Below are 18,875 nucleotides of genomic sequence, written 5' to 3' on the forward strand. Positions count from 1 at the left end.
AACGCCGATAATCTACATTATGTAAAGTAGAAGTGATTCGGTTGCGGAATTTGCAGACTAGGACCCGTTGTTGGTACCCCCGCTTCTCCCAAGCGCGAAGTCGCAACCAAGCTGCCAGCGAAATCCAGTGACAAAGCCCTCCGGCCACGTATACGCTCCGACCAGCTTCAATTCCACGCCTCCCCTGGCGACATGTAAGCCATTCCTGCCGTCCGCACCATGTTCGCAATTCGTCAGCATTTTGGGGACATCCAACGGCGTCAACCTGCCGTGGGTGGAGGCAGGCGGGTTGAGAGTGGAACTGTATTCCGTCAACGGGGTGCTTCAATTCGCGGCGAAAACCCCTTGCAATCCGATCAGTGGACCGGCGACGATCACAGGGAACACCCACACACTCGGCAAACTCGCAGCTGGGGCAATGGGCTGCGCCGGCGAGTCTTCTGCGCAGGAGCAATGGGTCACGCAATTCCTGAGTCGCCCCATCGAAATGTCGTTCGTCCAAGACACTCTGACCTGGACGAGCGGAGGGGACACCCTCCGCTTCAAAAGCAAATAGCAGCCGCTCGTTTCAGCTTTAGCATGCCTCCAGGCGGGATACCCTGCGGGGGGCGCCCCTCGTCCATCACGGGCTCCTCCCCCACCAGGTTCCAAACCGCGCACGTTTGGCGGGATAGGTGAGCAAATCGAGCTGGTCCACCAGGTTGTTGGCGAGTAGCCATCGGACCAGGACACCGCTGCCCGGGACCAGCAGCTCGCCGTCGTGATCCGCTTTCAGCTCAGCGATCGCTGTGGCGAGGTCGCCGGTCAGGACCGTGGTGCCCGACCATTGCGGGTCGGTGAGGCTGGAAGACGCCACGTACTTGGGCCGGCTGTTCAACGCGGCCGCGATCTGGTTGGTGCTCGGATCGATCATCGCTCCCCAATAAGGGGCAAGATCTCTTACGTGCGCCGCCCGAAGAGGAACGCGGACGCAGCGCCGTAAACCTGGCTGAGGTAGTCCCCCGTTTCTGAATCGAGAAGCGGGATCGCCCATCCCCCGCGGTCAAAGCCGCCTCTGCGATCTTCGTCGGCTCCCCCCCAGGCCCTGCATCACGCCGTCCACCGTGACGTTTGTCGTCCTCGTCAACCTCATGTCGTTTCACTTCACCCCGTCGAACAACGGTCGCGGACCCCTTCCGGACCCACGCCACTTGCCCTCATTGTCCCAAGTGTCAACGCCCTTGTCCGGGTACCGCCGTCGAATGACGCCGACTCCGTGCGACGATAACCGGATGGAACAGACACCGGAAGTACTCCGCTATGCCGCCTTTACCGCCACGCCCGACGGCGGAAATCCGGCGGGAGTCGTCCTCGACGCAAGGAGCCTCGACGACGCCGGGATGCAGGCCATCGCTTCTGGCATCGGTTACGCGGAAACGGTCTTTGTCACCGAGGTCGCCGTTGACGGGGACACCCGCCGAAACCGTGTGCGGTACTTCTCCCCCATCGCCGAAGTACCGTTTTGCGGCCACGCGACCATCGCTTTGGCTGTCGCGCTGTCAGGACGCGACGGTGCGGGAACCTTTGTGTTCGATACGGCGGTTGGGCCAGTGGTGATCGGGACGGCGTTACGCGGTGCTGCTGTGACAGCAAGCTTCACGAGCGTGGAGCCGCGAATCGCCGAGTTCGCCGACGGCGTTCTGGACTCCCTCCTCGGATTGCTCGGCGTGGGCCAAGGCGAATTGCACCCGGGCTACCCTCCGATGGTCGCCTTTGCCGGAAACTGGCACCCCATTCTCGTCTTCGCCGAACGCAGCACCTTCGACTCCTTCGTTTTCGACCCGGATGCCATGCGCGCGCTGATGGATGCCAAGGGTTGGGCCGGCACCGTCACGACGCTCTGCGAGATCGGTCGCGGCGAGTTCGACTCGCGCAACCTGTTCCCAGTAGGAACCATCACTGAGGATCCCGCGACAGGTTCAGCCGCCGCGGCTTTCGGCGCATACCTCCGGCTGCTTTCGCTCGTGGAGACGCCAAGCCGGGTCATTGTCCATCAAGGCAGCCACGTCGGCCGCCCGAGCGTCCTTACCGTCGACATTCCGTCCCAGGGCGGGATCGTCGTCAGTGGCGAAGCCGTGGAGATTGCCGAGCCCTCATAAGCAATCCAGGCCCGGCCAAAAAAATAGTAAGGTTACCTTTTCAGTTTGCCTTACTATCTGGTAGCGTCGTTGTTATGAACCCCAGCCCGGATGCGGACGCGGCAGGAACGCTCGAAGCTGCCGCCGAGCTTCGTGTCCTCATTGGCCAGTTGACCCGACGGCTGCGTGAGCAGTCCCAAGTGGACAACCTGACGAATGCGCAAAAGGCCGTGCTGATCCACTTGGAGCGGGACGGCCGGGCCACGTTGTCCGCGCTGGCCCGAGCCGAGGGAATGCGTCCCCAATCCATGGGGGCTATCATCTCCGCCCTTTCCAGCCTGGGACTCGTTGAGAGCGGACCTGATCCGGCCGACGGCCGTCAGCGGATCCTGTCCCTGACAGCCGAGGCCCGTGAGAGCATCAGCGCCAGCCGGGCGGCCAAAGCCGATTGGCTTTACCGCACCATCCTGTCCAAACTCACGCCGGACGAGCGCGAACAACTGCCCGGCGCCGTTCACCTACTCAAACGCCTTTTGGAGCCGTGATACACATGACCATCACCACGTTGGACCCACAGACAGCCCTGATCGTTGTTGACCTTCAGCGGGGCATTGTTGCCTCCCCGAAAGCCCACCCGCTGGAGCCGATTGTGCAGAATTCCGCAGCCCTGGCTGATGCCTTCCGCAGCCACGGGCTGCCCGTGGTGCTGGTAAATGTCACCGGCGGCGCGCCGGGCCGGACAGATCAAGGCAGCACCGCGGGAAGGGAGTTCCCCGCCGATTTCGCCGAGCTCCTGCCTGAACTGAACCAGCAACCAAGCGATCACCTTGTGACGAAGAAGACATGGGGCGCCTTCACCAACACTGGCCTTGGCGCACTCCTGGAGGACCTCGGTGTCACCCACGTTGTGCTGACCGGTGTTGCCACAAGCATTGGCGTGGAATCCACCGCGCGGAGCGCCCACGAAGCCGGCCTGAATGTCACCTTGGCCCTGGACGCTATGACCGATATGAACATGAACGCCCACGAGAACTCCGTCACGACGATATTCCCCCGGCTGGGCGAGACCGGAACGACCCAAGAAATCCTGGACGTGCTCAAAGCCTCCCGGTCGTGACAGCGCGGGACCCCGCCCCAGCATCGAGTCCGTCCGCTGACGTGGCCAACAAGCCGCTGACTCAGCCGCGGAACCCGGCCGGTGCTCCGGCTTCCGAACAAGGGCAACGGCACTCGAACCCGCTGGGCTGGAGGTTCACGGCACCGCTGCTGCTTGGCTCCACCCTGAACCCGATCAACAGTTCGATGATCGCCACCGCGCTGGTCGGCATCGGGGCTGACTTTCGCTCAAGTCCGGGAGCCACTGCCGGGCTCATATCCGTCTTGTATCTGTGCAGCGCGGTGGCCCAACCGACCATGGGGAAACTCTCCGTCGTCTTTGGGCCCAGGCGGGTCTTCCTCTCCGGCGTCGCTATCCTTCTGGCGGCCGGAGTTGTCGGAGTGTTTGCCCCGAATCTCGGGGTGCTGCTCATTTCACGGGCGCTCATCGGCGTCGGGACCTCAGCGTGCTACCCGACGGCGATGGCGCTCGTCCGCCGGCGGGCCGACGAGTCCGGCATCGGCGTACCGGGCCGCGTGCTGGGCAACTTTTCGATCGCGGCCCAAGTGACCGCCGTCGTCGGCCTGCCCCTGGGCGGGGTACTGGCGGGCGCGTTCGGCTGGCGGGCACTGTTCGCGGTCAACATACCGCTGGCCCTCCTGGCATTCACGTTCACTTTGCTCGGAGTGGCCAAGGACGCGCCGGTCCGCAAACAGGGCTTGGGCAGCCTGCTCACCATGCTGGACCTGCCCGGGATAGCCCTCTTCGCCGGTGCAATCGTCTCGCTGCTGGTGTTCCTCTCGGCGCTCACGACGCCGGCCTGGTGGCTTGCCGCGCTGGCCGTGGTGCTGGCGGGAGCGCTGCTGGTGCGGGAACGCCAGGCACGCAGCCCGCTGATCGACGTCCGGATGCTGGGCGCGAACCGACCGCTGCAGCGTACGTACCTGCGTTCGATCCTGGCCGCGTTGGCTACATACACATCGATGTATGGCGCCAGCCAGTGGATGGAACAAAGCATGGGGCTGCACGCCGCGACCGTGGGGCTGATTCTGATCCCGCTGAGCCTGCTGAGCATCGTCGTAGCGCGGGTCGTCTCCGGCCGTGCCTGGGTCCGTTGGCCTTTGATCCTTGCCGGTGTCGCTCTGACGCTCTCCGCAGGAGTGATGCTGCTGGTGAACCACGGCTCCAGCGTTGCGTTGCTCATCGGAATGACCTTGCTGCTGGGCCTGACCAACGGCTTCAGCAGTTTCGCCAATCAGGCGGCGTTGTACCTGCAAACGACTGCCGCGGAGATCGCGGTGGCCTCGGGATTGCTGCGGACGTCGATGTACCTGGGCGCGATCGGGTCCTCCAGCGTCATCGGCATCGCCTTCGGACCGTCGGCCACCGACGCAGGTTTCCATATTTTGGCCTGGATCCTGGTCGCCATCGGGGCATCGATGGTGCTCCTGACAGCGTTTGACCGCAGCGTTCCGGCCGTCGCCGCCGAGCATTGACACCGACGGCGGGTGGTGACCCTCCCGCTCAACCTGGCGTTGACCGCCGTATTCCTCTCCGTGGTCTTTGCCCTTCAGGCGCACCGCGACAGCGGTGTCAGCTTGCTCCCCGGCCGCCTTGGCCGCGGCCAGACCGCAATGGATGATGCACAGGTGTGCGTTGTTCCCTTTCAGCTGTTCGCCGAAACCGCGGTCCCCAGGCCAAGGGCCGTAAGGATCGCGGCGGAGCTCCGTTCGAGTGCTTTCGTCACAGATGGCTTCTTCAACCAGAGAACGGCCTGGGTGGCCACCACAGACAGGATTCCCAGGTAAAGCATCGAAATAGCGAAGTCGATCACTCCGAGGAGCATCGTCAGTCCAAGGGACGCCTCCCCGGGAGGAAGGAACTGGGGCACCACGGCGAGGAAAAACAGGCCCACCTTGGGGTTCAGCATGCACGAAACAAGACCTGCGAAGAAGCTCGAGCGCAGCGTGGGGCCCGCCCAAGTGGGGTTCTCTTCCTGGTGGGCTGGTTGCCCGCGCCGGCTGTGGATAAAGGCGCTGACCCCCAGGTAAACCAAGTAGAGGCCGCCGATGATCTTCACCATCCTGTACGCCTCGGCCGACTGCTCCAGTAGGGCCGCCAGTCCAATGCCGACAAGCCCTGCCCAGAAGATGCTGCCCAACGAGGAACCGAGACCGGCCGAGAGGCCGGCTTTGACGTTCGACAGGCTGTACCTCAGGACGAGGAACGAGTCAGGGCCTGGAGTAAGGGCCAGGATCACGCACAACCCGGTGAACGCCGCTAGTGAACTCAGAGTCATGTTCCCATTGAATCATCGCGCGGCATTTGGACCGTGTACCGCGGGCCTCACGGAACCTTCCCAGAGCCCCCAGCTACAATAGGGCCGTCCGTATTTCCCCTGGAGAGGTAGTTCCCCTTTTGGTCACTCGCCACGATGCACCCAGCCCGGAGCCGGGCCAGTCGCCCCCTGTCGCCTACCCGGGCCAGGGAAAGCTGGCTGCCCGCAGCCGGCGGTTCAGCTTTCGTCGTTCGGCCCGCTGGTTCAAAATCACCAGCGCCGCAGTGGCTGTCCTGCTGATCGCAGTCATCGCGTTTGGAGGGTATTGGGTATGGCGCCTTCAGGCCAATATCTCATCGTCCGCACTCGGCGCCGGTGGCATCAGGACGGAAGGGCCGGTTGACGACAGCAAGGACCGCCTGCAAATCCTCGTTCTGGGTACCGATACCAGGAGCGGCAAGAACGGGCAGTTCGGCACCACAGACCAGTCCTCCGGCTACGGCCAATCGGACGTCATGATGCTGCTGGACATTTCCGCGGACAACAACCATGTCAACGTGATCAGCTTCCCCCGCGACTTGTTGGTCGACGTGCCGGCTTGCACTGACAGCAAGACCGGCAAGCAATACCCCGAACGGCAAAATGCGATGATCAACAGCGCGATGGCCGAAGCCGGCATCGGCTGCGCTGTTGACACCGTCAACAAGCTCACGGGTTTGGAGGTTGACCACTTCATGATGGCCGACTTCAATGCAGTGACCGAACTGTCCAAGGCCGTCGGCGGCGTCGACGTCTGTGTGAGTACCGCAGTCAACGACCCCGACTCCGGGCTGCATTTGCCTAAGGGCACTTCGCAGGTGGAAGGTGACCAGGCACTTGCGTTCCTGCGCACGCGCCACGCATTTTCCGACGGCGGGGACCTCGGACGGATCAAGGCGCAGCAATCGTTCCTCGGTTCCCTCGTGCGGAAGCTCAAGGCTGACGGAACGCTCGGCAACCCCCAGAAGATGCTGAGCATCGCCGACACAGTCACGAAGAACCTCACCGTCGATGACGGACTCGCCTCGGTTCCGGCCCTGTTGACCATCGCGGGCAGGCTCAAGAATATTGACCCGGCCAAGGTCAACTTCATCACGGTGCCCAACGTGCCGGCCGCGTCCGATCCCAACCGGCTCGACCTTGACCAACCGGCGGCGAGCAACTTCTTCGCTGCCCTGACGAAGAGCCCCGATCTCAGCCAGCCCGCACCAAGCGCAGCGGCGTCCCCGGGGCCATCCACTGCAACGTCGAAAGCCGGTTACGACAAGGCCCTTCAACCGATCACCGTCGCCAATGGAACAGGCGTGACCGGCAGGAGCCAGGAGATCGGATCGATTCTCTCCGCCGGAGGCTTCACGAAACTGGCCAAGATCCAAGCCGATGCCAGGCCACAGACAATGGTCTACTACGGTGCGGGCTTTGCCGATGTTGCTGCGGACGTCGCCGCGATGTTCGGGTTGCCCGCGACGAGCGTGCAGCAGGTAGCGAGTGTCCAGGGAGTGCAGCTCTACGCCGGGCAGGACTTCGCCACCGGGGACAAGCCGACACTTCCGGCCCCCAAGCCCAACGATGTGGTTGCCCAGACCGCTCAAGACCAGACCTGCCAGACAACCAACCCGGTCGGATAGCCGGAAGACAGAGCGCCCTCCGCCTCGCAATGCGTGGCGGAGGGCGCTTTCTGTTTTCTTGCTACTGAGGCTGCTCGCCCGAAACGTTGACCAGCCAGGCAATGCCGAACTTATCCGTCAACATCCCGAAGATGTCGCCCCACGGCGCCTTCTCCAGTGGAACGGTGATCGTGCCGCCGTCGGCCAGTCCGTTCCAATAGCCGCGAAGTTCTGCTTCGTCGTCACCGCTGAGCGACACCGAGATGTTGTTTCCCGGACTGTAATCCATGCTGTTGGGGGTGTCTGCGGCCATGAGCTGCAGTCCGTTATCTGTTTTGAGCGCGGAGTGCATGATCTTGTCGCCCTCGGCGGGGTCTTCGCTCGCGTGGAACTCGGCGAAGGTGCTTTGGGTCAGCTCGCCCCCGAAGACCGACTGGTAGAAGGCCATGGCCTCCTTGGCGTTGTCCCGAAAGCTGATGTACGGGTTGAGGTTCGTGGTCATTACATGGCTCCTCAGTGTTCAGGGCAGCACGATCAGCTACCTTTTCGTCATGCTAACAGCGCCGGCTGCGCCCATCCACAGCCCAAAATTACCGCGCCCGACGGCGGCTGACCCGGTTCCCGTACGCTCCTTGTCCCGGAGGCGCGGAGTTCTTCAACAACGGGCCGGAGATCGGGTACGCCAAGTAAAACGCCGATGCCCGGCCGAGGTCGCTGGCGCGCCGGACAACGTGGATCAACCTCATGGTGTACCTCCGGGAATTGCGGGTCGATTCACGTGCGGTTGCCACATCTTCCGCGGTACTCAATCTTGGTTCAAGAGCCTGCCGGCATGCGGAGGGCCTTCAGTTCGAGTTCGGCTTAGCTGCGCGATAAGGTCGTTTCCATGCCTGCTGCAAAATCGACCCTGGTCCGCACTGCCCTCATCGCCGGACTGGCCGACGCCATTCTCATTCTTGTTTTCGCGGCCATCGGCCGCGACGCGCACCAACGCGCCGACGTCCTGACAGGGGTCTTTTCCACGGCCTGGCCCTTCCTTGCCGGTGCGGCGATCGGCTGGCTCGCCGCGAGGGTCTGGCGGGCACCGTTCCAGACCTGGCCGGCCGGCGTCGCCGTGTGGATTGGAACCGTGGCCGGTGGCATGCTCCTGCGTGCGGCCACCGGGCAGACCGTGGTGATCGCCTTCATTATTGTCGCCCTCATCAGCTTGGGGATCCTGCTGCTCGGCTACCGCGCTGTGATCGCCCTGGTAGTGCGGGTCCGTCGGCGGAGCCGCCAGTCCTGAGCGCCCGCCGATGTACTAGGCTTGCTACGTCCATCGCCGCACTTCGGAAAGGCCGCCCCCAGTGATCACCGCTTTTGTCCTGATCAAGACCGACGCTTCACGTATCCCGGAGACGGCCGAAGAGATCTCCGCCATCCAGGGGATCAGCGAGGTCTACTCCGTCACCGGGGAATGGGACCTTATTGCCGTGGCGCGCGTGGCGAAGCATGAGGAATTGGCGGATGTCATCGCCGACAAGCTCTCCAAGGTCCCCGCGGTGGTTCACACCACCACGCACATCGCCTTCCGCGCCTACTCGCAGCACGATCTGGACGCCGCGTTCTCGCTGGGCTTCGAGCAGTAACCGCCGGCGCCCCGACGCCTACCTTTGGGTGAGTCCAACCCACGTGTCGAGGACCCGGGCAGCTGCTCCCGAGTCGACGGACTCCGCAGCACGCAGCCAGGCCGATTTCATTCGGTCCAGGAAAGGGCCGTCGGCAGCAGTCTCGTAAGCCACCAAGCCCGCGGCGGCGTTGAGCAAGACGGCATCCCGGACCGGACCCGCCTTCCCGCCAAGCACTTCGCGCACGACGGCGGCATTCGCCGCGGCGTTGCCGCCTCGAAGATCGGCCACGGTCGCCGGAGCAATCCCGAGATCTGACGGCGAGAACCGCTGTTCGGTGACCTGCCCGTTCCGGATTTCCCACACCGTGGACGGACCTGTGGTGGTGAGTTCATCGAGGCCGTCTTCCCCGCGGAAAACCAAACCCCGGCTCCCCCGGCGTGCCAAGACGCCGGCGATCAGCGGAGCCATGGTGGCGTTGGCAACGCCCACGGCTGAAGCCTGGACATGGGCAGGGTTGGTCATCGGACCCAGGAAATTGAAGGCGGTGGGAACACCAAGTTCAGCCCGTACAACACCGGTATGCCGGAAGGACGGGTGGAATACCTGGGCGAAGCAAAAAGTGATCCCTGCCTCTTCGGCGTTGCGGGCGACGCGCTCGATCGGCAAGTCAAGCCTCACGCCCAAGGCTTCCAGGACATCGGCGGAGCCCGACGACGACGACGCGGCGCGGTTCCCGTGCTTTACGACCCGCGCTCCAGCGCCGGCCGCCACAAGGGCAGCCATCGTCGAGATGTTGACCGTGTTGAGTCGATCGCCGCCCGTGCCCACAATGTCCAGCTTTTCGCCCGGGATGCTCACGGCTTTGGCGTTGGACAGCATCGCCTCGACCAGTCCGGTGACTTCCTCCACGGTTTCGCCCTTGGCGCGCAGGGCAACCAAGAAACCGGCGATCTGGGACGGGGTTGCTTCCCCGGACATGATCGTGTTCATGGCCCATGCCGTGTTCTCGACCGTGAGGTCATGCCCGTTGATCAAGGCAGAGATGAGTCCGGGCCATGAGTTGCTTGCCTGCTGTGCAGATGCCTGTGAAGTCACCACTTGATGCTAGCGATCCACCGTGCTCCGTGACCAATGCGAAGGAGGTCGGGAACTTTTCCGCGCGAATTCGCGTGTTTGTAGAAAAAGTCTCCCCAAATGGCGGTTCGCATTGGGAAGTCCGGACTTTTACAGACATAATGTCCTTGTGACATCTGCGACCCATGCCCCCAGTACCCCGGCGCACCCGACGCTGAATCGCCCCAATTTGGTTTCCGTTGGAACCGTTGTGTGGCTTTCCAGTGAGTTGATGTTCTTCGCCGGTCTCTTCGCCATGTACTTCACGCTGCGTTCCACGTCAGGCGCGTTGTGGGCGGACGAAACCGGCAAGCTCAACTTCCCGTTTGCGCTTGTAAACACGATCGTCCTTGTGTCAAGTTCCTTCACTTGCCAGATGGGCGTCTTCGCCGCCGAGCGACTTGAACCGCGCCGTCGAGGCGGTGTGCTGCAGTTCACCCGCTGGGGCATGAACGAATGGTTCCTCCTGACGTTCATCATGGGCGCCATCTTCGTTGCCGGCCAGAGCACGGAATACGCCATGCTTGTGTCCGAGCACGTTACGCTCTCCGCCAACGCCTACGGTTCCGCTTTCTACATGACTACCGGCTTCCACGGCCTGCACGTCATCGGCGGCCTCATCGCCTTCCTGTTCATCATTGGCCGCGCATACGCCGCCAAGAAGTTCGGACACTTTGAAGCGACCTCGGCAATCGTCACCTCGTACTATTGGCACTTCGTGGATGTTGTGTGGATCGGCCTCTTCCTGGTCATCTACGTCCTGAAGTAGCCCGGCACCGACTCTTGTTCCACAAGAGGATGAATTTTAAAGAAGCGGCTCACGGAGCCGACGCAGGATCGAATAAAGGAACCACCACGTGAAGGCACTCTCGCAGAAGCGACGTCATCCACTGGCAGCAATTGCGCTGCTGTTGTTGGGACTCCTCGTCACTGGTGGGCTTTACGCCGTTGCCACAACGGTCAACCAGGCGAAGGCAGACACCACTACCTTCAGCGCCAGCGACGCCCAGGAGGGCGGCAAGCTCTTCGCCGCAAACTGCGCCACCTGCCACGGCATGGGCGCAAGCGGAACGAAGGACGCTCCGTCGCTGGTCGGCGTGGGTGCTGCTGCAGTTGACTTCCAGGTTGGCACCGGCCGTATGCCCATGCAGATGAACGGACCCCAGGCCCAAGAAAAGCCAAGGCAGTTCAACGACCAGCAGACTCAGCAGCTCGCGGCTTACGTCGCCTCGCTGGGTGCTGGTCCGGCAATTCCCGACGCATCGCTGCTCGACGAAAAGGGTGACGCCGCGAAGGGTGGCGAGCTCTTCCGCGTCAACTGCGCGATGTGCCACAACGCTGCCGCAGCCGGCGGTGCCTTGACCCGTGGAAAGTTCGCTCCGGCGTTGGCCGGGGTTTCGGGACAGCACATCTACGAAGCCATGGCCACTGGTCCGCAGAACATGCCCGTCTTCAACGACGCCAACATCTCTCCTGAGGGCAAGCGCGACATCATCACCTTCCTGAAGACGATCGAAGCCAACGGGTCGCCGGGCGGAAACGACCTCGGATCCCTGGGTCCGGTTTCCGAAGGTCTCTTCGTCTGGGTCGCAGGCCTCGGCGTCATCATCGCCTTCACCATCTGGCTGACGTCCCGCACGTCATAACCCGGACGCACTAAGAACTTCTGCTGTCCCCACAGCAGTTTGAATTGAACATTAACCCGGTTAAGGCCGGGACAACGAGAGAAGGATGAGGCGAATTATGGGCAACCATAGTGACGGCAGTCCGAACCACTCGGGCACCGTAGCTACGGCTGGTCAGAATGATGTGGAGAAGTTCCAGGATCCTGGGCTCCCTCCGCACCGTTTGCGCCTGGCTGACACGGATCCGAGAGCCGCCAAGCGAGCCGAACGACAGGTAGCCATACTCTTCGGCATATCTGTCATCGGCACGGTGATCTTCCTGGTGTCGTACTTTGCCATCGATCTGCACACCGATGGATCGATCGCAACGATCCGCAACCAAAACCTGTTGCTTGGCCTTGGCACCGCATTTGCGATGCTCGGCATCGGCACCGGTATCGTGCACTGGGCCAAGGCCCTCATGCCGGACCACGAGGTATCGGAAGAGCGCCACGCCATCCGTACCGAGGAAGACCGGCAGGCAGCCGTGCGGATCGTCGAGGACATCGTCGAGGAAACCGGCATCAAGCGTCGCCCGCTGATCCGCAACACCCTTTTGGGTGCTGTGGCCCTGGCTCCCCTCCCGGCCCTGGCCGTATTCGGTGACCTTGGACCCCGTCCGGACGACAAGCTCGCACACACCATGTGGGCACCCCAGGACGGCAAGCTCAAGCGCCTCACCCGCGACCCCGATGGAACTCCGATCAAAGCGTCCGACGTGACCATCGGTTCTGCGTTCCACGTGATCCCGGAAGGCCTCAACGAACTCCAGGAAGGCAAGCTCAACGCGAAGGCCAAAGCCGTCGTTTTGCTGATGCGCCTGAACCCGGAGGACTTGACGATTTCCAAGGGCCGCGAAACCTGGAGCTACAACGGAATCGTTGCCTACTCCAAGATCTGCACCCACGTCGGTTGCCCCGTTGCCCTTTATGAGCAGCAAACGCACCACCTGCTGTGCCCGTGCCACCAGTCAACCTTCGACCTCACCAAGGAATGCAAGGTTATCTTCGGCCCCGCCAGCCGTCCGCTCCCCCAGCTGCCCATCGCGGTGGACGCTGAGGGCTACCTCGTAGCCACGAGCGATTTCAAAGAACCTGTAGGACCGAGTTACTGGGAGCGTGACGAGCATGAGCGCCTCATCAACAGCTGAAGTCCCCTTCGTACCTAAAACCAAGGTTGGCCGGATCACGGACTTCGTTGACGAGCGTGTCGGCGGATCCGGAATCCTGCGTGAATTCGGCCGGAAGGTCTTCCCCGACCACTGGTCCTTCATGTTCGGTGAGGTGGCGCTGTATTCCTTCGTCATCCTCCTGATGTCGGGTACGTTCCTGACGTTCTTCTTCGACCCGTCGATGGCTGAGACCCACTATTCGGGTTCTTACACCCCGCTGACAAATGTCGAAATGTCCGTCGCGTACAACTCGTCGCTGAACATCTCGTTCGACGTCCGCGGTGGCTTGTTCTTCCGCCAGGTCCACCACTGGGCGGCCCTGCTGTTCGTGGCGTCCCTTGGTGTGCACATGCTGCGTGTCTTCTTCACGGGCGCTTTCCGCAAGCCCCGTGAAATGAACTGGGTGGTGGGCGGCGTCCTGCTCATCCTCGCCATGGCTGAAGGCTTCACGGGATACTCGCTCCCCGATGACCTGCTGTCCGGTAACGGCCTGCGAATCATCGACGGTGTCATCAAGTCGATCCCGGTGATCGGCACGTATATATCGTTCTTCCTCTTCGGGGGTGAATTCCCCGGTACGGCGATCATCGGCCGCCTGTACGTGCTGCATATCCTGCTGGTGCCGGCGATGATTCTCCTGATGATCGTCATCCACCTCTTCATGGTGGTTGTGCACAAGCACACGCAGTACCCTGGCCCGGGCCGCAACGACGGCAACGTCGTCGGCTACCCCCTGGGACCGGTTTATGCGGCCAAGGCAGGTGGCTTCTTCTTCATCGTGTTCGGTGTCGTCGCCCTCATGGCTGCGATGTTCACCATCAACCCGATCTGGAACTACGGGCCGTACGACCCCTCCCCCGTGTCTGCCGGTACCCAGCCTGACTGGTACATCGGCTTCGTCGACGGTGCCCTGCGACTCATGCCCGGCGTGGTCAACGACTTCCACTTCGAATACATCATCTTCGGCCATGTGCTGACGCTGAATGTGCTGTTGCCCGCATTGGTTCCGGCAGGCATCATTTTCACGGTGCTTTTCACGTACCCGTGGATTGAGCGCTGGATCACCAAGGACAACCGTGAGCACCACGTCCTGGACCGTCCTCGCAACGCGCCTACCCGCACCGCGATTGGTGTTGCAGGCTTTACCTGGTACTGCGTCATGTGGGCAGCGGCCGGCTCCGACCTCATCGCAACGCACTTCCACGTCGCACTGAACGATGTCACGTACTGGTTGCGCACGCTGTTCTTCATTGGCCCGATCATTGCGTTCATGGTGACAAAGCGCGTGGCCCTCGCACTGCAGCGCAAGGACCGTGAAATTGCCTTGCACGGCCGCGAAACGGGCCGCATCGTGCGCCTGCCGCACGGTGAGTTCATCGAGGTGCACGCCCCGCTGGACGACTACAAGCAATACAAGCTTGTGGGCTTCGAGTCGCCGTCCCCGTTGGCGGCCCAGCCGAACGAGCACGGCGTCGTCACTCCGAAGGAGAAGCGCCGCGCGGCACTGTCCAAGTGGTTCTTCGAAGACCGTGTTGCCCCGGCAACGCCGGCCGAGCTCGAAGCAGCGCACGGACACGGCCACCATGAGGCCATCGAATCCAGCGAAGAGCACAAGAGCCTTAGCCACTAGCTCCCGCAGATAGCAACGAGTGAGGGCCCCGTCCGCATGGACGGGGCCCTCACTCGTTGTGCTGCATCCGGGCGGTGTGCCCCTGGCTTCGAGCTAGTGGGTGCGGTAGCCCGTCGATTGGCTTCTCGTGGACCGGACGCCCGGCCGCTGCAACGGAACCCACAACTTGTAGCGGTCAGCACGGTAGTACGAGACGGAGTAGTCCACCATGGCACGGGCCACGAATGCGTGGCGCTGGATCTTGAGCAGCGGAGTACCGACATCCACGTTCAGTAGCCGCGCTGTGGATGGCGAAGCTGCGGTTGCTTCGATCATGTCCTCTCCCCACTCCATCACCAGTCCGTACTTTTCACTCAGTACGTTGTACAGGGACGTGGGAGGCGCCTCGTCCAAAAGACCTGGCACGCGGTGGGCAGGGATGAAGTTCTCGTCCACGCTCATGGGTTCGTTGTCCGCGAGGAGGAGCCTCCGGAAACGGACCAGCGGCGTGCCTTCCTCCAACTGGAGTTCCCTCGCCAGGAAGGCGCTGGCAGCGATTTGCTCAAAGCTCAGGACCTTGGCAGCCGGAACCATGCCACGGCGCTGCATTTCCTCGCTGTACGAGGTGAGCTTCACTTGCAGGTCCAGCTTGGGTTTGCGGACGAAAGTTCCCAGTCCAACCACCCGTTCGATGACTTCCTCGCCGACGAGGGCATCAATGGCCTGCCGTACCGTCATCCTCGCGAGTCCGAAGCGTTCAGAGAGGTCCCGTTCCGACGGCAACGCCGCGCCGGGCTTGCAGGACTCCGAGATGTAGCTACGCAGGATCTCGCGCAGTTGAACGTAGATAGGAGTGCCGCTCTTGCGGTCGATCTCCCCCGCGATACGTGCTGCTTCAGCAGGCACGGCGGACCCCGGCAAAGAAATCACTCATGAAACAAGCGTAGGCCAATCCACTCGCAGGTCTAGACCAGCCGTCCGCAACACACGGTGCGGCGGCGCTAGGCTTGTAGGGATCAAAATCGCAGTCGGCATCTGGCCGTACGAGTCAAAGGAGCCGGTTTGCCCGAGCACAAAGCCATCATCGCCGCAAAAATCGGCCTCCATGCACGGGCTGCCGCTCTGTTCGTGCGGGCCGTGACGGCCACTGGCCTGCCGGTGACGATCCGCAAGCCCGGCCAGCAAGCGGTGGATGCCCGCTCTTTGCTCGAAGTCATGACCGAAGATTTCGGATATGGCTGCGAAGTGGTCCTGGCGGTCGAGCGAGAAGCGCTGCAAGCCGGTCGCACGCTGGATGAGGTCAACGATGCCTTGGTGGCCCTTTCGGCCGTGCTGGAGGCCCTGGAGGGCTCCTGAAGGGCAATTCCCGTGATGGCATAGCTCTCAAACGGCATTCGGATACGACAAAAGACGGCGGGCCCCACCAAGTGGTGGGGCCCGCCGTCTTTGTTCACGTGTTTTTCTAGTGCGCGTGGTCTCCACGGCTGTATTCGAACACCCAACCGACCAGGGCTACGACAGCCAGGCCGGCGGCGACGAACGTGATCCAGAAGCCTACGGCCAAGCCAAGGAACCCGCCTGCACAAGACAAGCCGAGCACCAGCGGCCACCAGCTCCAGGGGCTGAAGTGTCCCTGCTCGCCGGCGCCTTCGTGGATCTCCGCGTCCGGACGGTCCTCCGGACGCATGCCGACCCGCTTACCCGTGAAACCGAGGTATGCGCCGATCATGCCTGCCAGGCCACCGACCAGGAGGATGCCGAGGGTGCCGACCCACTCATCCCAGTTGTTCAGGAAACCGTAAACCAGCGCGACCGGTACGAAGAAGAAGCTCCCCGCACCAAAAATCCAAGATTCGATTTTCATTTCGCGTCCTTCTGGTCAGCGTTGCCGAGCACCCTTGCTGCCGGCTCAGGGCTCATGGAAGTGTGGTGCTGCGCGAGTTCCGGGTGGTGGAGGTCCAAGGCAGGACGTTCGGAACGAATGCGGGGCAGCGACGTGAAGTTGTGCCGCGGCGGCGGGCAGGACGTAGCCCACTCGAGCGAGGCGCCAAAGCCCCAGGGATCGTCGACCTCGACCTTTTTGTTGCTGCGCCACGTGATGTAGACGTTCCAGAAGAACGGCAGGAGCGAGGCGCCGAGCACGAAGGACGAAATCGTGGAGAACTGGTTCATCCAGGTGAAACCGTCCTGCGGAAGGTAGTCGGCGTAACGCCGGGGCATACCCTCTACGCCGAGCCAGTGCTGGATCAGGAAGGTGCCGTGGAAGCCCAGGAACAGGAGCCAGAAGTGGATCTTGCCGAGGCGCTCGTTGAGCATCTTGCCGGTCCACTTGGGCCACCAGAAGTAGAAGCCTGCGAACATTGCGAACACCACGGTGCCGAAGACCACGTAGTGGAAGTGCGCCACGACGAAGTAGGAGTCCGAGACGTGGAAGTCCAACGGCGGGGACGCCAGGATGATGCCGGTCAGGCCGCCGAAGAGGAAGGTGACCAGGAAGCCGATGCTCCAGAGCATGGGTGTCTCGAAGGTAATCGAGCCCTGCCACAGGGTGCCGATCCAGTTGAAGAACTTCACGCCGGTGGGTACCGCGATCAGCATCGTCATGAAGGAGAAGAACGGCAGCAGCACCGATCCGGTGACATACATGTGGTGCGCCCACACGGTCACCGACAAAGCGGCGATCGCGATGGTTGCGTAGACAAGGCCCTTGTAGCCGAAGATCGGCTTGCGGCTGAAGACCGGGAAGATCTCCGAGACAATGCCAAAGAACGGCAACGCGATGATGTACACCTCGGGGTGGCCGAAGAACCAGAACAGGTGCTGCCACAAGACAGCGCCGCCGTTCTCCGGATCGAAGATGTGGGCGCCGAAGCGCCGGTCAGCGCCGAGGGCGAAGAGTGCGGCCGCGAGCGGCGGGAACGCCATGAGAACCAGGATGGCCGTCACCAGGGTGTTCCAGGTGAAGATCGGCATGCGCCACATCGTCATGCCGGGAGCGCGCATGCAGATGATGGTGGTGATGAAGTTGACCGCACCCAGGATGGTTCCGAAACCGGACAACGCCAGGCCGAAGACCCAAAGGTCACCGCCGACGCCCGGGGTGAACGTGGTGTCTGACAGCGGCGCATAGGCGAACCAGCCAAAGGAGGCGGCACCTTGCGGAGTGATGAAGCCGGACACGGCGATGGTGGAGCCGAAAAGGAAGAACCAGAAGGCCAGCGCGTTCAGTCGCGGGAAGGCGACATCGGGGGCGCCGATCTGGAGCGGCATGACGACGTTCGCGAAGCCGGCGAAGAGCGGCGTCGCAAACATCAGCAGCATCACGGTGCCGTGCATGGTGAAGAGCTGGTTGTACTGCTCCTTGGTCTGCAGGATCTGCATGCCGGGCTCGAAGAGCTCCGCACGCATCAGCAGCGCCATGACGCCGCCGAGGCAGAAGAACACGAAGGACGCGATCAGGTACATGTACCCGATGGTCTTGTGGTCCGTGGAGGTGATCCAGTTGACGACGATGCGTCCCTTGGATTTCGGTACTACGGGAGCCTCTAGGACCCCGGCTGATTGAGTATAAGTAGCCACGTCGCGTCCCTTAATTCTTTGCGTTCAGGTTCGGGTTGCGGTCGTACTTCGAATCGAGAAGACCGGTGTTGCCGCTCTGGCGAAGCTGATCCATGTGTGCCTGGAACTCGGCTTCGGAAACGACCTTCACGCGGAACAACATCTCAGAATGGTATTCACCGCAAAGTTCGGCGCACTTGCCGTCATAGGTGCCCTCCTTGGTGGGGGTCAACCTGATGTAGTTGGTCTTGCCGGGAATCACGTCGCGCTTCTGCAGGAAGGCCGGAACCCAGAAAGAGTGGATGACGTCGCGGGAATTCAGCTCGAGGTCAACCGACTTGTTGACCGGCAGATACAGCGTCGGCAACTGGTTCAAGTCGATGGCGTTGCCCGTGAGGTGCGCCTGGACGCCCGCTTCGTGAACGTCATCGGTGATGACAGAGCCCTTGACGTAGTTGAAGTCCCAAGCCCATTGCTTGCCCACGACGTCGATGGTGACGTCGGCCGGCTTGGAGCGATCGTCAATCGCCTGCTGGTCCTGGTTGGTGAAGTAGAAGAACACCAACACCATGAACAGCGGAATGGTCAAATAAAAGACCTCCAGAGGGAGGTTGTAGCTAAGCTGCTTCGGGAAACCCGTGGTGCCCTTGCGGCGCCTGTAGGCGATGATGCACCAAACCAGCAGACCCCAAGTGATAATGCCGACTACGAGGGCGGCGATCCATGAGTTGACCCAGAGGTCCATGATCCGATCGGTGTTGCTGGTTGTACCACGTTCCGTGGGCAACCAGCCTTTTTCTACCTCTGGTGAACATCCGGTCAAAACCAACGCGCCGGCTAGTGCCAAGCCAGTGATCGAGGTGATCTTTATGCGTCGGCTGCCGGTTCGGTTCTGCGAACTCACAGACGGCCCTTCCTCTTGTTGCTGCAGCCCGGCAGGCGGAAGGCCCACCGGGCACACTAAAGTTTTACTACCCGATGTAGAGCTTACCGCTACCAAGCGGTTTTCGCCG

At 62.3% G+C, this 18,875-nt stretch carries 21 protein-coding genes; 13 read left to right on the forward strand and 8 right to left on the reverse strand.

Annotated elements, in window-relative coordinates; genetic code table 11:
* Nucleotides 1–319 precede the first annotated feature (319 nt).
* Nucleotides 320–556, forward strand: coding sequence for an META domain-containing protein (locus tag KNN17_RS17440; protein WP_241710238.1), 237 nt, complete (start codon nucleotides 320–322; stop codon nucleotides 554–556).
* A gap of 66 nt (nucleotides 557–622) precedes the next feature.
* Here KNN17_RS17440 and KNN17_RS17445 read toward each other — a convergent pair whose 3' ends face one another.
* Nucleotides 623–913, reverse strand: coding sequence for a dihydrofolate reductase family protein (locus KNN17_RS17445; RefSeq protein WP_241710208.1), 291 nt, complete (start codon nucleotides 911–913; stop codon nucleotides 623–625).
* Nucleotides 914–1,271: 358 nt separating this feature from the next.
* Here KNN17_RS17445 and KNN17_RS17450 point away from each other — a divergent pair, with 358 nt between their 5' ends.
* From KNN17_RS17450 to KNN17_RS17465, 4 genes are all read left to right on the forward strand, one after another.
* Nucleotides 1,272–2,138: a PhzF family phenazine biosynthesis protein gene (locus KNN17_RS17450; RefSeq protein ID WP_241710209.1), complete on the forward strand. Its 867-nt coding sequence runs from the start codon at nucleotides 1,272–1,274 to the stop codon at nucleotides 2,136–2,138.
* Between the two features lie 74 nt (nucleotides 2,139–2,212).
* Nucleotides 2,213–2,662 (forward strand): MarR family winged helix-turn-helix transcriptional regulator, encoded by a 450-nt coding sequence (locus tag KNN17_RS17455; RefSeq protein WP_241710210.1) that lies wholly within the window; start codon nucleotides 2,213–2,215, stop codon nucleotides 2,660–2,662.
* 5 nt (nucleotides 2,663–2,667) lie between these two features.
* Nucleotides 2,668–3,234: a cysteine hydrolase family protein gene (locus KNN17_RS17460; protein ID WP_241710211.1), complete on the forward strand. Its 567-nt coding sequence runs from the start codon at nucleotides 2,668–2,670 to the stop codon at nucleotides 3,232–3,234.
* Entirely contained in the window at nucleotides 3,231–4,709 is a 1,479-nt protein-coding gene (locus KNN17_RS17465; RefSeq protein WP_241710212.1) for an MFS transporter, read from the forward strand. Before KNN17_RS17460 ends, KNN17_RS17465 begins: the two co-directional genes overlap by 4 nt.
* A gap of 170 nt (nucleotides 4,710–4,879) precedes the next feature.
* Here the strand turns inward: KNN17_RS17465 and KNN17_RS17470 are convergent, their stop codons facing one another.
* Complete coding sequence (locus tag KNN17_RS17470; protein ID WP_241710213.1) at nucleotides 4,880–5,512, reverse strand: LysE family translocator; 633 nt, start codon at nucleotides 5,510–5,512, stop codon at nucleotides 4,880–4,882.
* A 119-nt stretch (nucleotides 5,513–5,631) separates the two neighbouring features.
* On the opposite strand from KNN17_RS17470, the gene KNN17_RS17475 reads away from it, so the two are divergent.
* On the forward strand, nucleotides 5,632–7,158 hold the full coding sequence (locus tag KNN17_RS17475; protein WP_241710214.1) for an LCP family protein: 1,527 nt from the start codon (nucleotides 5,632–5,634) through the stop codon (nucleotides 7,156–7,158).
* Nucleotides 7,159–7,219: 61 nt separating this feature from the next.
* Here the strand turns inward: KNN17_RS17475 and KNN17_RS17480 are convergent, their stop codons facing one another.
* Nucleotides 7,220–7,639 carry a VOC family protein gene (locus tag KNN17_RS17480; protein WP_078108931.1) on the reverse strand — a complete coding sequence of 140 codons (420 nt, stop codon included), beginning with the start codon at nucleotides 7,637–7,639 and terminating at the stop codon, nucleotides 7,220–7,222.
* Between the two features lie 384 nt (nucleotides 7,640–8,023).
* On the opposite strand from KNN17_RS17480, the gene KNN17_RS17485 reads away from it, so the two are divergent.
* Both KNN17_RS17485 and KNN17_RS17490 read left to right on the forward strand, forming a co-directional pair.
* On the forward strand, nucleotides 8,024–8,422 hold the full coding sequence (locus KNN17_RS17485) for a DUF3054 domain-containing protein (protein ID WP_241710215.1): 399 nt from the start codon (nucleotides 8,024–8,026) through the stop codon (nucleotides 8,420–8,422).
* Between the two features lie 61 nt (nucleotides 8,423–8,483).
* Entirely contained in the window at nucleotides 8,484–8,765 is a 282-nt protein-coding gene (locus KNN17_RS17490; RefSeq protein ID WP_078108932.1) for an Lrp/AsnC family transcriptional regulator, read from the forward strand.
* Nucleotides 8,766–8,783: 18 nt separating this feature from the next.
* Here the strand turns inward: KNN17_RS17490 and trpD are convergent, their stop codons facing one another.
* Nucleotides 8,784–9,842 (reverse strand): anthranilate phosphoribosyltransferase, encoded by a 1,059-nt coding sequence (gene trpD / locus KNN17_RS17495; protein WP_241710216.1) that lies wholly within the window; start codon nucleotides 9,840–9,842, stop codon nucleotides 8,784–8,786.
* 148 nt (nucleotides 9,843–9,990) lie between these two features.
* Between trpD and ctaE the strand changes: the two genes are divergently transcribed.
* The 4 genes from ctaE to qcrB all read left to right on the forward strand — a co-directional run bounded on the left by ctaE (nucleotide 9,991) and on the right by qcrB (nucleotide 14,325).
* A complete protein-coding gene (gene ctaE, locus KNN17_RS17500) occupies nucleotides 9,991–10,629 on the forward strand; it encodes an aa3-type cytochrome oxidase subunit III (protein ID WP_078108933.1) in 639 nt (212 codons plus the stop codon).
* A gap of 88 nt (nucleotides 10,630–10,717) precedes the next feature.
* The gene (gene qcrC / locus KNN17_RS17505; RefSeq protein ID WP_078108934.1) at nucleotides 10,718–11,506 is read left to right on the forward strand and encodes a cytochrome bc1 complex diheme cytochrome c subunit; all 789 of its coding nucleotides are present in this window, start codon (nucleotides 10,718–10,720) and stop codon (nucleotides 11,504–11,506) included.
* 97 nt (nucleotides 11,507–11,603) lie between these two features.
* Nucleotides 11,604–12,674: a cytochrome bc1 complex Rieske iron-sulfur subunit gene (gene qcrA / locus KNN17_RS17510; RefSeq protein ID WP_241710217.1), complete on the forward strand. Its 1,071-nt coding sequence runs from the start codon at nucleotides 11,604–11,606 to the stop codon at nucleotides 12,672–12,674.
* Nucleotides 12,652–14,325, forward strand: a complete 1,674-nt coding sequence (gene qcrB / locus KNN17_RS17515; protein ID WP_078108936.1) for a cytochrome bc1 complex cytochrome b subunit — start codon at nucleotides 12,652–12,654, stop codon at nucleotides 14,323–14,325. Before qcrA ends, qcrB begins: the two co-directional genes overlap by 23 nt.
* 93 nt (nucleotides 14,326–14,418) lie before the next feature.
* Here the strand turns inward: qcrB and KNN17_RS17520 are convergent, their stop codons facing one another.
* Nucleotides 14,419–15,210 (reverse strand): GntR family transcriptional regulator, encoded by a 792-nt coding sequence (locus tag KNN17_RS17520; RefSeq protein WP_078108937.1) that lies wholly within the window; start codon nucleotides 15,208–15,210, stop codon nucleotides 14,419–14,421.
* Nucleotides 15,211–15,366: 156 nt separating this feature from the next.
* On the opposite strand from KNN17_RS17520, the gene KNN17_RS17525 reads away from it, so the two are divergent.
* Nucleotides 15,367–15,660: an HPr family phosphocarrier protein gene (locus tag KNN17_RS17525; protein WP_241710218.1), complete on the forward strand. Its 294-nt coding sequence runs from the start codon at nucleotides 15,367–15,369 to the stop codon at nucleotides 15,658–15,660.
* A 106-nt stretch (nucleotides 15,661–15,766) separates the two neighbouring features.
* Here the strand turns inward: KNN17_RS17525 and KNN17_RS17530 are convergent, their stop codons facing one another.
* From KNN17_RS17530 to ctaC, 3 genes are read right to left on the reverse strand one after another with little or no spacing between them, the layout of a single operon-like run.
* A complete protein-coding gene (locus tag KNN17_RS17530; protein WP_078105136.1) occupies nucleotides 15,767–16,168 on the reverse strand; it encodes a cytochrome c oxidase subunit 4 in 402 nt (133 codons plus the stop codon).
* Complete coding sequence (gene ctaD / locus KNN17_RS17535) at nucleotides 16,165–17,883, reverse strand: aa3-type cytochrome oxidase subunit I (protein ID WP_241710219.1); 1,719 nt, start codon at nucleotides 17,881–17,883, stop codon at nucleotides 16,165–16,167. The genes KNN17_RS17530 and ctaD overlap by 4 nt, the downstream gene beginning before the upstream one ends.
* Before the next feature lie 10 nt (nucleotides 17,884–17,893).
* Nucleotides 17,894–18,766: an aa3-type cytochrome oxidase subunit II gene (gene ctaC, locus KNN17_RS17540; protein ID WP_078105134.1), complete on the reverse strand. Its 873-nt coding sequence runs from the start codon at nucleotides 18,764–18,766 to the stop codon at nucleotides 17,894–17,896.
* Between the last annotated feature and the right edge of the window lie 109 nt (nucleotides 18,767–18,875).

The sequence above is a fragment of the Arthrobacter bambusae genome, assembly GCF_022606295.1.
Taxonomy (GTDB): domain Bacteria; phylum Actinomycetota; class Actinomycetes; order Actinomycetales; family Micrococcaceae; genus Arthrobacter; species Arthrobacter bambusae_A.

What these genes read in the sequence shown, in the direction of transcription:
- KNN17_RS17445 (WP_241710208.1), bottom strand. Translation starts at nt 913, where the DNA reads ATGATCGATCCGAGCACCAACCAGATCGCGGCCGCGTTGAACAGCCGG.
- KNN17_RS17450 (WP_241710209.1), top strand. Translation starts at nt 1,272, where the DNA reads ATGGAACAGACACCGGAAGTACTCCGCTATGCCGCCTTTACCGCCACG.
- KNN17_RS17455 (WP_241710210.1), top strand. Translation starts at nt 2,213, where the DNA reads ATGAACCCCAGCCCGGATGCGGACGCGGCAGGAACGCTCGAAGCTGCC.
- KNN17_RS17460 (WP_241710211.1), top strand. Translation starts at nt 2,668, where the DNA reads ATGACCATCACCACGTTGGACCCACAGACAGCCCTGATCGTTGTTGAC.
- KNN17_RS17470 (WP_241710213.1), bottom strand. Translation starts at nt 5,512, where the DNA reads ATGACTCTGAGTTCACTAGCGGCGTTCACCGGGTTGTGCGTGATCCTG.
- KNN17_RS17480 (WP_078108931.1), bottom strand. Translation starts at nt 7,639, where the DNA reads ATGACCACGAACCTCAACCCGTACATCAGCTTTCGGGACAACGCCAAG.
- KNN17_RS17485 (WP_241710215.1), top strand. Translation starts at nt 8,024, where the DNA reads ATGCCTGCTGCAAAATCGACCCTGGTCCGCACTGCCCTCATCGCCGGA.
- qcrA (WP_241710217.1), top strand. Translation starts at nt 11,604, where the DNA reads ATGGGCAACCATAGTGACGGCAGTCCGAACCACTCGGGCACCGTAGCT.
- qcrB (WP_078108936.1), top strand. Translation starts at nt 12,652, where the DNA reads ATGAGCGCCTCATCAACAGCTGAAGTCCCCTTCGTACCTAAAACCAAG.
- KNN17_RS17530 (WP_078105136.1), bottom strand. Translation starts at nt 16,168, where the DNA reads ATGAAAATCGAATCTTGGATTTTTGGTGCGGGGAGCTTCTTCTTCGTA.